Source organism: Chroococcidiopsis sp. SAG 2025 (assembly GCF_032860985.1).
In the GTDB taxonomy this organism is placed as follows: domain Bacteria; phylum Cyanobacteriota; class Cyanobacteriia; order Cyanobacteriales; family Chroococcidiopsidaceae; genus Chroococcidiopsis.
In genome coordinates this window covers 2,303,463-2,317,707 of record NZ_JAOCNC010000001.1, presented here as the reverse complement: position 1 = coordinate 2,317,707, position 14,245 = coordinate 2,303,463, and the positions used below count along the sequence as shown (strand labels likewise).

Genomic DNA, 14,245 nt, shown 5'->3' with positions numbered 1-14,245 from the left:
TCATGCCAAAGCACAAAGTCGATACAGAAAAGTTAAGGAGTTGGAGGGAATGGCTCCCTGGTAGTCCTACACAAGTAAGGATGAGTTGTAATGATGAATGAAATACCAGATAGCTCCGATATGGTTATCCAACTTTTTCGAGAAGGATAAAGTCTCTCTAACTAGGAGCATGATTGCTACCTGGGGAGCTTTGCTGAGGCACAATCTGCCAAATACATCCGTGGAGTTCTTTACAATAAAAATAGAGAAAACTATAGCAACCACTGAGCAAATTATGACGTTAGACACCCAAACACCACAAATAACAACGTCTAGCTTGGAGATATCTCAACAGAAGCAAAAATTTAATTGGCGGCACTGTTGGTATCCTGTCTGTTTTGCCCGAGACTTGCCTGCAAATCGCCCCTATAGCTTTTCTCTATACGATGAACCCTTCGTCTTATTCAAACACAAAGATGGACAAATTGTCTGTCTCACAGATCGTTGCCCCCACCGTGCAGCTAGACTTTCCGATGGACAAATTATCAACGGACGAATTGAGTGCTTGTATCACGGTTGGCAGTTTGGCGTAGATGGTCAATGTTTGCACATTCCTCAGTTACCCGAAGATGCGAAAATTCCTGTCAAAGCTTGCGTATCATCTTTTCAGGTTGTAGAACGCCAAGGCATCATTTGGGTGTGGGCTGATGTTGGTGAAGCAGGTGGAGTCGATCTCATCCCCACGATCGCAGAGTTGGACGACGAGTCGGAATTGTTTTGCGCAGATTACATCCGCGACCTACCTTACGACCAAACTTATTTTATTGAAAACGTCATCGACCCAGCTCATGTTTATATCAGTCATGATGGTGTCCTTGGTAAACGAGAAGACGCACAACCACTAGAAATGGAAGTCACGAGCAGTTCTTTAGAGGGAATTCGAGGTAGGTGGCGCTTAACACAACAACCGAATGCACGCTGGAGTTCATTGGATTTTATTGCTCCTAACTTAGTCATCTATCAATTTGGCAGCAAACAAGCAGGTAAGTATGGAGGAACTGCTTTATACTCTATACCTTTAGGCAGACAGCGATGCCGGATTTTACTGAGAAACTATGGGAATTTTTTCCCTAAGAAAATGACGCTTATGCCTCCCTGGTTGGATCACATCATGGCACGAAACAAAATCTTGGAAGGAGATTTGCAACTCGTCGTCGAACAAAAAGCACAAATTGAGCGTTTGGGACAAAACCTTCAAGAAGTTTATCTGCCCCTCAAAACATCTGATACCTTGGTGGTTGAGTACCGCAAGTGGCTAGACAAGTTTGGGGCATCTTTTCCGTTTTATCAAGGCTATTCTTCAGCTAAAAATGTAGGCAGAAGCGAGCAGAATGAAAATTTGAATCCCCTAGATCGATGGGAGCAACACACGCTGATTTGTAGTTCCTGCAATCGAGCCTATCTCTTTACAAACAGATTAAAACAAATACTTGTAGGAGTGGCGATCGCAACGTTGGGTGTAGCTGTACTGGCAGATGATTCTCCACTAAAAGTAGCGGCAGTTTTGGCTTCACTGGTAGCAATTGCAACATCTATTGTGGCGCAGAAAGTCAAAATACAATTTGAGCAGTCCTACACTCGCCCGACTCAAGAGAAGCACCGAACACTGTCACACTAGTGTAGTACGCTAGTTGAAAAACAGGTAGTGGTAAATATGTAGTGATAGCTAGCTCAAGCCTGTAAGCAGGCATTGTAGTAGTGGATGAAATACCAAATAGCACCAATATGATTTTCTAGCTTTTTTGAAAAAGATGAAGTGGCTCTAACTAAACGAGAGATACGTTGACGCATAGTATTGTTAAAGCGCTCAATATGATTAGTTTTACTAGTCTCTTTTTTCACTACTCGGTGACGTTTTTTTGGAATAACATTTTAATAAAATCCCCAAAAAATCCGTATAACAAACGGCACACTGATGATAAACAGACGGCAAAGAGTTTCATAACCCTCTAGCTCCTTGTTTGCTACGATCGCCAACATAAACTTCCACAAATTCTCTGGTTTTTCTATCCATAGCAAGCCCAATCCATTGCTGATTTCCCTGGCGCTCTACAAATGACCAAGCTAGCCTACGGCAACGCTGCGCGAACATCACATTCAACAGTTAATTTTCCCTTCGGCTTGTCTGAAACATTTACCTGCCGAAGAACATGGACATATTTATCATTGACATACTCTTGGAACCAGGTTTCTGAAACTTGAGCAGTCCGAGCAATACCGGCAAGGGGAATCTTTTCAAGTAAAAGTCGATCGATTAGTTCTTTAGTTTCAGTGTCAATAGTTTCAGTGTCAATAACTTTCTTTGTTGGATTTTCTCCAAACTGTCTTTGACAGTCTTGGCACTGAAATTTAGGTTTTTTATTATGAGTTCTGCCATTTTTGATAGTATGATGAGAACCACAACAAGGGCAAGTTGGTTGAGTTTCAGACAGACGCTAGAAATTGAAAATTCAATATTTCAGACTTTCCTCTCCTAGTCTATCACTACATATTTACCACTACCTTGGAATCAATGCTAAGTTAGACTCGATCTAAGAGAGTCACCGCCGTCGATGATTATTTGGTTAAACGGAGCCTTTGGAATTGGCAAAACCCAGACTACCTTCGAGCTACACAGCCGCATCCCTGGTAGTTTTGTGTTCGATCCTGAGCAAATTGGTTTTTTCTCCGTAGAATTCTGCCGTCAGAGGTGTGTGTAGGAGATTTTCAAAATCATCGAATATGACGCGAATATACCTACCTATCAAGAATTACAATACGTCGCCGACAACTTTGTAGGAACGATAATTGTTCCCATGACGGTTGTCGATCCGCTTTACTACGATCAAACTATGGGTGCATTAAAACGCGCGGGTTTACAGGTGCATCATTTCACGTTGCTTGCTTCTCGCGATACGATTCTTCGTCGATTGCGGCGGCGCGGTGATGGCAGTAACTCTTGGAATGCACGTCAATTGGATCGATGCTTGAAATCCTTATCAGACGAAAAGTTTGCAGTTCATCTCAACACGGAAGGAAAAACAATTGAGGCGGTTGCAGAGGAAATCGCGCGTTACGCAGGTCTTGAACTCAAACCTCCAACTTGGCATCCAGTCTTACGTCCTCTAAAGCAGCTGGTTGTGCAAATACGCCATATCCGTTTGTAATCTCTCATATTTCTTAACTGACTAGTTGAGGTAATCTATGTCACTCATTGCCACATTCTCACAATTTGAATCGCCATTTTCCCACGAGGGCATGACTCACAAAGTTTATTGGAAGAGAGCTGGAGGTTCCAACGAGCGATCGCCAGCAATCTTACTCATGCACGAACTACCAGGGATGACAGAAAGTTGTCTAAAATTTGCCAATCGCTTATCTGACAATGGATTTACAGTTTATCTTCCGCTTCTATTTGGCAAAGCTGGCGAATCCGATGCGATCGCTGCGGTCGTTGCTAATTCTCTGATTTACACGGCTCACATTTGTATAAGTAAAGAATTTAATGCATTAAAAGAGCGACAGTCTAGCCCGATTACTAACTGGTTAAGGGCGCTTTGCCGACGGATTTACAGCCTACCCGAACACCAAATTTTTAGGGGAATTGGTGCAATTGGTATGTGTTTGACGGGTGGATTTGTTCTATCACTCATGATAGATAAATCTGTTATGGCTCCTGTTGCTAGTCAACCTTCCCTACCCTTTGGCTTGACAGATTCTCAAAAGAAAACACTGGGAATCTCGCCGGGCGAATTAGCAATAGCAAAGGAAAGAGCGAAGGAAACGAGTTTACTGGCGCTACGTTTTGAGGAAGATCGGATTTGTCCGCCAGAGCGTTTTGATACCTTGAGAAGAGAATTTGGAGACACTGTTGAGTGCAAGATTATCTCTGCTCAAGAAAGAAGGCGAGATGGCATTCGACCTAGCCCCCATGCCATTTTTACGATTGATTTTGCGGATAAGCAGGGAAATCCGCATCGTTGTACTCAAGAAGCTTTAGAGCTGCTGATTGAATTTTTGCGAGAACGATTGTTTTAAATTTTCAGATGATAACAACTACTTTTTCTCGGTTTCTAATGCTAGAGAAATAACGACCAAACCAGGAATCACTTCGAGCAATAAAGCGGCGGCGGTGAAAAATGACCAGAAATCAGTATGCATAAAATTTCCTTGTAGAAGTGAAGTATTGTTAGTCAGCAATCGCCATTTACATTCCCGCATTGACCTAAGCGCAGGGACTAGGATGACAGTTTTCACTGTATGCTCTAGGTGCGGTAAAAGGTGTACCGGGGCTTCAACCGTGGGTAGGGATGCGTACCTGAGACTCTCAAGTGATGCCACTACCTCGTGTTTACTCTATAGATAGATGTAATGCTCACCTATCTATTTATTCGTTTGACAGACGAGATTTATGCAATGTACTAGATAGCAATCGCCATTCCCTACTCCTCAATTTGCGATCGCTCGTCAAAGCTTAGACTTTTTCATTGAGTTACTACCCAAAATTGAAACAGCCCCAGAATAACAACACACACTAGGGCTGCCAACAACAAACAATACACTCACACACGCATAGTGCATTGCAGACACTGGTATTTTACTACAGGTACGCTGGAACTACCTGCGCCATCGTAACATCTCTATTTGGTTGGCGATCGCTCATCATAGGAAGCTAAGGTATTGCTACAACACACCTTTTCTACACAATCGAGTGCTGAAGCGATAAAATTTAACTTCTGTTCGCGTCTTGGTCGTACAGTAGTCGAGCGCTCCAGTTTTTAGAGTTACTACGGAAATTCCACCAACTTCACCAAAGTTGTCTATCCTCAACAATTTTTTGCAATAACGCTACCCTCTTGTATTGTATATGTGGGAAAGACATGGTAAAGTTTTCCCTCCAAAAAATAGTATATGAAATCGACTATCAATCAATCTTTAAATTCTGAGCCTAGAGAAGGCGACGATTTTTTCCTGAATCAGCCCCAGAAGTTAGATAATCCATTTCCCGATTTGCAGTATTTTCGGGAAAATCACCCCGTCTTCTTTTATTCACCGCTGAACCAATGGTTTGTGTTCAAGTACGACGATGTAGCTGAGTTATTCAGCGACTCAAGACTCAGCCCCAATCGCATGAAAGGGTTTGTAGATCTGGTTCCTGAAGAGGTGCGCGAGGAAATGAGACAGATCGTCCCCTACCTAGAGATGTGGGTCCTGGCAAAAGACGGAGAAGATCATGCCCGACTCCATGATTTTTTGCATCTTGGATTCAATACAGCCGTGGCACGTGGCTTGAAGCAGCAGACGCAAAAATCTGCCAACGATCTACTCGATCGAGTCGAAGCTCAAGGTTACATGGATGGTTCTGGCGATTATGGGTTTTTGCTCACTGCCTATGTTCTTTCCGACTTTTTAGGTGTGCGTCAGGAAGACCGCCATCAGGTCATCCAGTGGTCAGGTGGACTTTGTGGACTTCTTCAACATCATCCCAATTACCGCCGAGATGACTCGACGGTTGGTGCAAAGCGCCAATGGATTGATTCAATACACGCGGGAGTTGATTGCCCAACGGCGGGTACAGCCACAAGATGATTTTTTAAGTACGCTGGTCAAGGCACAAGCAGAAAAAGGGCATGTCACAGATGACGAAATCGTAGCAAATGCGATGCTGATTTTGCTGGCTGGTCATTTGGCGGTAAGAAACTTAATCGGCAATGCGATTTATCTACTTCTGACTCACCCCGAGCAGCGGAACAAACTTCAGTCGCAGCCAGAATTGTTAGCTAATGCGATTCAGGAAGTCCTGCGCTACGAACCGCCAGTCATCCTGATTCCACGTGTTGCGACTGAAGATTTTGAGTTCCACGGGCAGACAATTCGCAATGGACAAATCGTTCAGCTCAGCATTGCATCTGCCAATCGAGACTCAGACCACTTTCCCGAGTCAGATCGCTTCGACATTAGCCGCAATGCCAGTAAAGCTTTGAGCTTTGGTCATGGTCCGCACTCTTGTCTGGGAGCTGTTTTAGCCAAACAAGAGGCAGCGATCGCCATAGAGACTCTATTTCGGCGAATGCCTAACATCAGGCTTGACGATAGTAAGCCGATTAAATGGTATCGAAATGCCGGAAATCGTGGACCTGAAGTTTTACCTCTGGTCTTTTAACCCTAAGCAAGAGTAAGGCGATCGCGCGCGAGCTTTTGTAACGAGGTCGCAATCTGAAAATACTCTTGAAGCCACTGGCGGCGGACAAGTCCGTACTACAAGTCGCAGCAGTGGCAAAGCAGGTAACATAAGCTTGAATGTGACTGACAGAATTATCCTTTCGGGCAGCGACCCCACGTATTTCGAGCGACTGGCTCAATTTGATGAGAATTTCGTTAGTGATGCAGGTCCGGCTAGTGGAGTGTTTGCTAGTGCAACTAAAACTTCCACAGGTCAAAGTGGTTCTTTAAATATTTCTACTGGGCAGTTGAACGTCAGAGATGGAGCCGAAGTAACTGTAAGCAATCAAGGAACAAGGGACGCAGGCAACCTAATTATCAATGCTCGCTCCCTGAACTTGAATAATGGCAAAATTACAGCAGAAACAACATCAGGTAATGGTGGAAATCTTGAGTTGCAGGCGAGTAGAAATTTAGGATTACGCAACAATAGCCGCATCTCAACTTCAGCAGGTACAGCACAACAACCTGGCAATGGAGGCAACATTACAATTAACACTCCCTTCATCATTGCTGCTCCAGATGAAAATAGCGATATCACCGCTAATGCTTTCAGTGGGAGTGGTGGTAGCGTCAACATCACATCTGAAAGAGTTTTTGGGCTAGTTCCACGCAGTCGTCAAGAACTCCAGACTCTATTAAGGACTAACGATCCTACGCAATTAAATCCAATTCGCTTGCAAAGTAATGACATCACAGCCATTTCTCAAGCCAACCCTTCCTTAAGCGGCTCTGTTACCTTTAACGCCGCTGATATAGACCCCAGCCGCGATGTTGTCGAACTACCTACAACACCAGTCGATGCTTCTGCCTTAGTTGCATCCGGTTGTCCATCTGGAGCCGAAAACCGCTTTGTTGTCGCTGGGCGCGGTGGCTTACCCCCTGCACCTGGAGATAAACTCAGCACAGATGCCCTCCTCACCGATTGGGCTACTTTAACAACGTCAGAAACTCAAAACCGCGCAGCAACAGAGCAAACTACCCCAGAAGCAGCTGATACTACAGCCACTCCCTTAGTGGAAGCTACTACTTGGCAGTTTGGTTCCAAGGGCGAGATTATCCTCACCAATGCCGATCCCGCCGCGCCAAATTCTTTTGAAGCAACACCTAGCAACTGTCCTAGTTCATGAGTTTAGTATGTCGATCGCCTACACAGTATCGTCCATCCAACTACACTCTGGATCTGGACAATCCCAATGTACCCGTGCCGTGTAATCCTTGCTGAAACAAGCATCGCATTGTGGGCATTTTCCAGTAAACATTGGATGCCGATCTAACAACTCTAGCTGCTCCTCCCTTGTCCAGCGCTGCTGTGGTTGCAGAATTAACTCGCCAGTAGCTCGCCCCTGTTGGTTCCCACAATTCCTCGTTGTCGTCTATATAGTCGTGGGGGTTGCTGTAAGGCTCATCGTCTCGCTGTCGCGCAACCCTAGAAAATCCCTGAAATGCTTGCCCTCTAATTCGGAGTTGGGGCGAAAATCTAGGCAGCTATCTTCCTCCACCCCCGCAGGGTGAATAGCGCAAATGACATGGTAATTATGGGCGCAGAAGAGACAGCGAATCGCCTCTACTGTTGTATTGACAGAATACCCTACCGATCTACCCGTGGCATGAGGAGCTATAGATCGACAGCAGTATAACCTAGAGCTACTTCACCCAAATCTAAGCTCACTCAGTTTTTGGATGAAGGAAAGAGCTGACGTGTAGGTTTATATATTTTCAGAAGAGGCAGAGATGGATATATCACAAATTAAAGAAGATATGCCTGTTTACGCGGATGGTCCTGGTGGTTTGGCGGGAGCATCGGAAGAACTAATTGGCGCAGTAGACAAGGTGGAAGGCGGCAAGTATATCAAGTTGACAAAGCACAGCGCTGCTGATGGACAACACCACTGGTTTCCAGTTGAATGGGTTAGGGCAGTGGATGAACGGGCAGTGTACCTGAAAAAAACGGTAGACGAAGTGAAGGCAGAAATAATCAACCAGCAGCCCGCTGGTAATTAAATATCTTCGCTCCCTTATTGGGGGATAGAAGCTGTTCAATTGCCTTTAAAAGCCATTCAGCACAACAGTTTTCAAGCTTTGACACTAAGGTAGCAGTCCACCCAATCGCCAGTTCACAAAACTTAAAAAATGGTGCAACTGGCAAGTGTCGGGCAGGGGCATTGAGTTTGAAATAATGTAGCAAAATTACGGCTGCTAAACCTTATTCCCGACAATTTAATGACATCTAAAGGCATTGTAGTATTTGATATCATTGGCACTTGCTTTAGCTTAGAAAAGCCCCGCCAGCGACTAGTGGAATTGGGCGCTCCCACTCATGCCCTAGAGGTATGGTTTGCACAAACGCTACGAGATGCCTTTGCCTTGTCTCACGCTGGCAGCTATCAACCGCTTAAAGAAGTACTAGAGGCTGAGCTGCCCAGAACCATGAAGTTGCTGAGCGTTGATACAAATGCCACACAGTTGTCGCACGTAGTCAAATCCTTTGCCGAGCTGGAGTTGCAACCGGATGCTCTAGAAGCTTTTCAAATCTTAACCAAAGCTAATTGGCAACTGGTTGCTTTAACTAATGGTAGCGAGGACTCGACGCGCAAACTACTGGAACGTGCTAACGCCATCCAATACTTTAGTAATATCCTTTCCTGCGACGCTATCCAAAAGACAAAGCCGCACCCCGATGTCTACGCTATGGTCGAGCGAGACACCCAAGACGATGTGTGGATGGTTGCTGCCCACGCTTGGGATATTGCTGGTGCTGCTCGTGCTGGCTTGAAAACTGCTTTCATCACTCAACAAGAGAAGGAATATCTTGCTGTTTATCCGCAACCAACAGCGATCGCTGAGAATTTAGCGGAAGCTGCGATTAGGATCGTGGAAGCATCATAGGGACTTGTAGCCTAGCTTCTAGGCGCTCGGATTGGCAAACAAGCTAGAGTAGATAATTGAAAGTTAATCTACAAGTGGAATGATTCCAAATGAACAAGGACGTTTGGCTGAATCAAGTAGAGCAACTTCTAGAAGCTATTTTCCAGCGAGATGAGCAAACAACCCGAACTCTAGCCACCTGCGGCCAGCCTTATAGAAATCCCATTGAAGTAGCAGCTATGCAACTAGAAAGCGAATGCGATACTGCTGCTTGCTCTTGGTTGAAGCAGTTAGGATTCAAGATTCCAAGAGAGTGAGGGCAAGCAATTGCGATCGCCCTCGTCTACAGTAAGTGGAGATATCTAATCCAGGAACCAAGAAAAATGTCTACAATTTGTGGACATTCGCAGTTTTGTCTAAGCTGGCTGGATACCTGGACGACCGTTTTCGACGACAAATGAAGCAGCGGTATACACGGGCGCATCCGAACGGCTCACAGTTGTCACGAAGCGTAAGTCGGTCTGCCAGCGTTCGCCATTCAGGTTGACGCGGAAATAGCCGCGACGATCGCCATCGAAAAACTGAATATGCGGGTTCTCTGGAATAAATGGACCATAGTAGGGACCGTAAACAATCCGATCGCCGTTAGTCGTCAGTGAGGGAGTCACGAACTCCGTCGCCACAGTTGGAGAGTTAGGGTCTTTAAAATCCAACTTGAGGTCGTTGACAAATGTAGAGTGCCAATCTCCAGTAATCACGACTGGGTTCGCTATTTTCCGTTGAGCGATATAGTTGAGAACGCGATCGCGTGCTAGGGGATATCCATCCCAAGAATCATTCCAGAAGATCTCTCCCGCTCCAACTTTGTGATCTAATTGAGCCATTAGCACTTGCTGAGCGAGTACGTTCCAGCGCGTTCGGGAACGGTCAAGACCTTCAAACAACCAACGTTCTTGCCTGTCACCAGTCATTGTCTTAGATGGGTCTAGCGCCGCTTCGCAACGAGGCGTTTCCCCATCGCCGCAGGGGTGGTTGCTACGATACTGTCGCGTATCAAGTACGCTAAACGTTGCTAAATCTCCAAAAGTCAATCGTCGATAAAGGCGCAACTCGGCTCCCCGTGGTACGGAGAAGCGGCGTAGTGGTATATGTTCGTAGAAAGCTTGATAGGCAGCCGCTCGTCGTTTAAGGAATTCTTCAACCGGATCGTTATTCTCTGATATGGCATCAGTGTAGTCGTTGTCCACTTCGTGGTCGTCCCAAGTCACCACAAAGGGGAATAGAGCGTGAGCTTTTTGTAGGTCGGGGTCTGTTTTATACAATGCATAGCGGAGGCGGTACTGCAAGAGCGTCTTCGTCTCATCTCGGTAGCTTTCAGGTAAAGATACATTGCGTACCCCACCCGTGGAATCGATCCCGTACTCGTAAATGTAGTCACCCAAATGGAAGACTAAATCTAGTGACTCTTCGGCTAAACGGTGGTAGGCAGAGTAGAAGCCATCCTCCCATTTTTGGCAAGTCACAAATGCAAAGTTGAGTTGGTCTATGCGATCGCCGTCTTTAGGAGCAGTACGAGTGCGTCCAATTTGGCTGATTTCATCCCCTACCCGAAACTGATACCAATACCAGCGATTGGGCTGTAGTCCTTGCACTTCGACGTGGACGGAGTGGGCAAATTCTGGAGTAGCCATAACTGTGCCAGTGCGAACAATTTGTCGCAGATTTTCATCGGCAGCTACTTGCCACTGCACGGGAACATTCTGTTCTGGCATTCCACCGCCGTTGAGCGGGTCTGGAGCCAGTCGCGTCCACAGTACTACGCCATCTGGTAGTGGATCGCCAGAAGCTACACCCAGGCTGAATGGATCAGCAGAAAACTTGGGGCTAGCAATGACTTTTCTTGGTAACGCAGTGGCGATCGCCAACCCAGTCATTGCTCCAGCTGCTGTCAGAAAGTGTCGTCGCCGTATTGGATTCGATAACAGCCGCTCCAGCTCGAATCTCTGCATACATTCTCCCTGCGATCGCGTCAAACTCAACTTGCAGGCTAAGCTTAGCAGCCGATTCTTAATCAGCAGTCAAGTCGCTGTTAAATTCTATTTAAAAGATGAATATTAGCGCGATCGCACCCCCACCCCTACACTTTTGAGTCAGAGCAGACTATCATCATTTAGTCGTTGCGTTCTCAAATTTACCGCTCGGTAGCGAATAAAGGAAAGTAAAATTAGAAACAAAGCTGTTACCCGTAGAGTTAGCTATGCTCGACTTTCCTCTTCTAGCACAAAAGACTTCTAATATCGCCTTCAGTATCAGTATCAACGGAGTTGTCGCTTTAATAGCAGGGATACTGATTCTTTTTCTTCCACGACTACTTAATTACATTGTGGCAGTGTATCTAATTGTTATCGGGCTAGTGGAAATCTTCAATTTACGTACTTAGACAATCATCCCAGCCAATTTTCTAGGTGTAAAACTCCCCATTTAACTGATGCTAATTTCGGTTGTTATATCAGAGTATTTGATTGTTGTTACTGCAATCAAAATTATAGCGCTCGCGTCCATATCTCCTCTGGGCAGCCACAACAGAAATACATATTAGTACCAGAACTCACGACGAAAAGCGTTAGCGAAGCGGTTAGAGTCGAGGGGGAGTATTACCTCCCGCCCCTCTCTGTTAGATCTGGGCGTGCGAGTTTCCCCGCACCCAGCTCCCGACGTTCTGAGCTAGTGCTTTTGCTCATGTGAATGTAATCGTGGCAGCTTTCGTGAACGGCTAGAAGGTTCTTTGGTTTCCAATTGTTATGGTTGCCATCTACATGATGTAGGTGTGCCTTCTCATCACTAAGCATTTTTAAGCCACAATATCCGCATCTATGGTTTTGCCTTTTTAAGGCAAGAGAGGTTTCGCTGTCATAGAGTTTGCTGTTACGCTCGCTCCAGTAGGTTATATCGCCATCAAAGGGTGATTTATCTTCTTTGACGTTGACGTGTTTGTTTTCGGAGTAAGGAACCGCAGGGAACGCTTTATCCAGTAGTTTCTTACTGGTGTATCGGTTCTGTTTGGTTTCTTTATTGAATACCTTAGTCGCTCTTTTTTGAATGAAGTACAACGAGAATCGTGTCTCGTCCATCTTGCAGTAGCGGTGGTAATTCCTCCAACCTCTGACTATCGGGGCTAGCTTTGCCGCCTTGACCGTAGCACCATAATTCGAGCAATTGACGATTTCTTTTACTTTCTGACGGAAAGCCTTGAAGTTGTTCACTGAAGGGACGCTTCTAAACTTCCCGTTGCTTTGCACTTTGAAGTGCCAGCCAAGGAAATCAAATCCGTCTGTCGCGGCGGTTAGTTTCGTCTTCTTCTCGCTGGCGTTCATTCCTCTTTCGACAAGAAAGATGCTGATTTTGTCAAGTATTGCTTTTGCGTCGTCATTGGGTTTGAGTATAATTACCATGTCGTCGGCGTATCTCACCGACTTGTGTATTTCCTCAATTCCGTTGAGCGCAATGTTTGCTAGTAGTGGACTTACCACCCCCCCTTGGGGTGTCCCTTGTTCGGGGTATTCTGGGTTGACTCCTGCTAGTAGACAGCGAAAAATTCCTGTCTTGATGCCTTGAGGGGCAATGAGTCGTTCCATGATAGCGGTATGGCTTATCCTATCGAAGCATTTCTCGATATCCAACTCAAGAATTCGTTTTTCTTTTCCGTTTGCGTCTGATTTCAAGTTAATTTGTAGGATTTTCTGCGCGTCATGCGCTCCTCGTCCTGCTCGAAATCCATAGCTCCTGGCATGGAAAGTTGCTTCGTGTGCTGGCTCCAAGGCGTATTTGACGAGGCATTGCCAAGCCCTGTCCGCGATGGTGGGGACTTTCAGGATGCGGCTTTTCCCATCCTTTTTGGGGATTGGGATTTCCCTTAACCCTTGGTGATACCAGTTGTTGTAGTGGTTTTTAATCCACTGATTCAGGTTTAGTCTCTCGAAGTAAGTTAGAGAGGCTTTGCCATCTATCCCTGCTGTCCTTTTTCCAGCATTTAGCTGCGTTACCTGACGTATTGCCAGCATTCTCGTCGCAAAGGACTTCAGAATCAGCTTTTGAAGGGACTTGGCTTTTCGCTTGTCTCCCGCTCGAATAGCTTTGTACACTCGCACTTGTAGGCGGAATAAATTACGCCGGAATTTCTTCCAGGGTGTTTTAGTCCAAAGTTCACTAGCTTTAGGGCTGTGTCCAACCATGCTCTACTCCTGATTGTGTATTCTGAACGCCTTGCAGCAATTACGCCGCATCCTACCCGAATCAAAAGAGTTCTGCTGCTCGTCCAGCCTACTTTAGGGTTTGACCAATCCTATTGACCTTTGACTCGTTTTTATTCGTTCCCTTCGGTTGATTGTTTCGTTCCATTAGGCGGAGCCACTTCAACCACTGAATTCCCTAGACTCTTGCCGCTATCCGCTCAGTATGCGGCGGGAATTAGCTCCAGTGGGATCGAGGTTTTTGTTGTTGTGCCTCGTCCTAACTTAGGTTGCTTTTTTAGGCTCTATTTCACCATAGAAACTCCCCATTAGCACCAGTGTCATCCCACAACGGATGTCTGATTGCGCCCTGCTCCCAGCTTCACCCTCCAGAAACCGAGTCTGGTCAGTGTGGGCAGATAGGAAGTCACACCTGAGTCTGGTGGGCGGGTCTTCCACCCGCATCAGACCGAAGAGTTCAACCTTTTAATGACAGTAATCTGCTGCCAGGTTGGGTAGCTTATGTACGGACTGATTACCGTGATTCGGCTATCCACGAATCGCACTGAGCGTAGTTATCGCACTCTCACCCACAACACTTTTGAGCCACAGTAGATTATTGTCATCCTTGCCTGCTGCCTAATGCAAGAAGGCAGCAGGCGGGGGAATAATTTCAATCCCATACTTAGGTGCAGTGGCGAGAATTTTTTCCAGGTCTGCGGGACTTAAAGGTGGTGCAGCAGTTACTTGAGAGCCTCCAACTAGCAGCTTTGCAGCCAGCAAAATATGAAAGAAACACAAGTATTCAGAGTTTATGAGCGATAAATATTATACTCAATATGTACTCTGACAGTTAAGACCGTCTTAACAGTGGTGCAAATTACGCCCGTTTGAGAGCCTGGTTCTGG

At 45.9% G+C, this 14,245-nt stretch carries 15 protein-coding genes and 2 pseudogenes; 11 read left to right on the top strand and 6 right to left on the bottom strand.

Annotation, left to right across the window (positions count from 1 at the left end; genetic code table 11):
* Positions 1-66: 66 nt before the first annotated feature.
* Positions 67-174 (bottom strand): annotated as a pseudogene (locus tag N4J56_RS11270) (IS1 family transposase); the annotation flags it as partial.
* A 100-nt stretch (positions 175-274) separates the two neighbouring features.
* Here N4J56_RS11270 and N4J56_RS11265 point away from each other — a divergent pair.
* Entirely contained in the window at positions 275-1,657 is a 1,383-nt protein-coding gene (locus tag N4J56_RS11265; RefSeq protein WP_317106533.1) for a Rieske 2Fe-2S domain-containing protein, read from the top strand.
* A gap of 53 nt (positions 1,658-1,710) precedes the next feature.
* On the opposite strand, the pseudogene N4J56_RS11260 reads toward N4J56_RS11265, so the two are convergent.
* Positions 1,711-2,471 (bottom strand): annotated as a pseudogene (locus N4J56_RS11260) (IS1 family transposase).
* 120 nt (positions 2,472-2,591) lie between these two features.
* Between N4J56_RS11260 and N4J56_RS11255 the strand changes: the two are divergent.
* The 6 genes from N4J56_RS11255 to N4J56_RS11230 all read left to right on the top strand — a co-directional run bounded on the left by N4J56_RS11255 (position 2,592) and on the right by N4J56_RS11230 (position 7,370).
* Entirely contained in the window at positions 2,592-2,738 is a 147-nt protein-coding gene (locus N4J56_RS11255; RefSeq protein ID WP_317106532.1) for a hypothetical protein, read from the top strand.
* Positions 2,739-2,834: 96 nt separating this feature from the next.
* Positions 2,835-3,185 (top strand): hypothetical protein, encoded by a 351-nt coding sequence (locus tag N4J56_RS11250; protein ID WP_317106531.1) that lies wholly within the window; start codon positions 2,835-2,837, stop codon positions 3,183-3,185.
* Between the two features lie 37 nt (positions 3,186-3,222).
* Positions 3,223-4,056 (top strand): dienelactone hydrolase family protein, encoded by an 834-nt coding sequence (locus N4J56_RS11245; protein ID WP_317106530.1) that lies wholly within the window; start codon positions 3,223-3,225, stop codon positions 4,054-4,056.
* Between the two features lie 873 nt (positions 4,057-4,929).
* Positions 4,930-5,607 carry a hypothetical protein gene (locus tag N4J56_RS11240; RefSeq protein ID WP_317106529.1) on the top strand — a complete coding sequence of 226 codons (678 nt, stop codon included), beginning with the start codon at positions 4,930-4,932 and terminating at the stop codon, positions 5,605-5,607.
* The gene (locus tag N4J56_RS11235) at positions 5,519-6,181 is read left to right on the top strand and encodes a cytochrome P450 (RefSeq protein WP_317110616.1); all 663 of its coding nucleotides are present in this window, start codon (positions 5,519-5,521) and stop codon (positions 6,179-6,181) included. The genes N4J56_RS11240 and N4J56_RS11235 overlap by 89 nt, the downstream gene beginning before the upstream one ends.
* A 139-nt stretch (positions 6,182-6,320) precedes the next feature.
* The gene (locus N4J56_RS11230; protein ID WP_317106528.1) at positions 6,321-7,370 is read left to right on the top strand and encodes an S-layer family protein; all 1,050 of its coding nucleotides are present in this window, start codon (positions 6,321-6,323) and stop codon (positions 7,368-7,370) included.
* An 18-nt stretch (positions 7,371-7,388) separates the two neighbouring features.
* On the opposite strand, the gene N4J56_RS11225 is transcribed toward N4J56_RS11230, so the two are convergent.
* Positions 7,389-7,520 (bottom strand): hypothetical protein, encoded by a 132-nt coding sequence (locus N4J56_RS11225; RefSeq protein ID WP_317106527.1) that lies wholly within the window; start codon positions 7,518-7,520, stop codon positions 7,389-7,391.
* 454 nt (positions 7,521-7,974) lie between these two features.
* Here N4J56_RS11225 and N4J56_RS11220 point away from each other — a divergent pair, with 454 nt between their 5' ends.
* From N4J56_RS11220 to N4J56_RS11210, 3 genes are all read left to right on the top strand, one after another.
* Positions 7,975-8,244, top strand: a complete 270-nt coding sequence (locus tag N4J56_RS11220) for a DUF2171 domain-containing protein (protein WP_039711200.1) — start codon at positions 7,975-7,977, stop codon at positions 8,242-8,244.
* Positions 8,245-8,463: 219 nt separating this feature from the next.
* Entirely contained in the window at positions 8,464-9,129 is a 666-nt protein-coding gene (locus N4J56_RS11215; RefSeq protein ID WP_317106526.1) for a haloacid dehalogenase type II, read from the top strand.
* A gap of 89 nt (positions 9,130-9,218) precedes the next feature.
* Positions 9,219-9,425, top strand: a complete 207-nt coding sequence (locus N4J56_RS11210) for a hypothetical protein (RefSeq protein ID WP_317106525.1) — start codon at positions 9,219-9,221, stop codon at positions 9,423-9,425.
* Between the two features lie 99 nt (positions 9,426-9,524).
* On the opposite strand, the gene N4J56_RS11205 is transcribed toward N4J56_RS11210, so the two are convergent.
* Positions 9,525-11,117, bottom strand: a complete 1,593-nt coding sequence (locus N4J56_RS11205; protein WP_317106524.1) for an alkaline phosphatase D family protein — start codon at positions 11,115-11,117, stop codon at positions 9,525-9,527.
* A gap of 248 nt (positions 11,118-11,365) precedes the next feature.
* Here N4J56_RS11205 and N4J56_RS40965 point away from each other — a divergent pair, with 248 nt between their 5' ends.
* A complete protein-coding gene (locus N4J56_RS40965; RefSeq protein ID WP_410500318.1) occupies positions 11,366-11,548 on the top strand; it encodes a DUF3096 domain-containing protein in 183 nt (60 codons plus the stop codon).
* Positions 11,549-11,762: 214 nt separating this feature from the next.
* Here the strand turns inward: N4J56_RS40965 and N4J56_RS11200 are convergent, their stop codons facing one another.
* A complete protein-coding gene (locus tag N4J56_RS11200) occupies positions 11,763-13,340 on the bottom strand; it encodes a group II intron reverse transcriptase/maturase (protein WP_317106523.1) in 1,578 nt (525 codons plus the stop codon).
* A 636-nt stretch (positions 13,341-13,976) separates the two neighbouring features.
* A complete protein-coding gene (locus N4J56_RS11195) occupies positions 13,977-14,138 on the bottom strand; it encodes a hypothetical protein (protein ID WP_317106522.1) in 162 nt (53 codons plus the stop codon).
* Between the last annotated feature and the right edge of the window lie 107 nt (positions 14,139-14,245).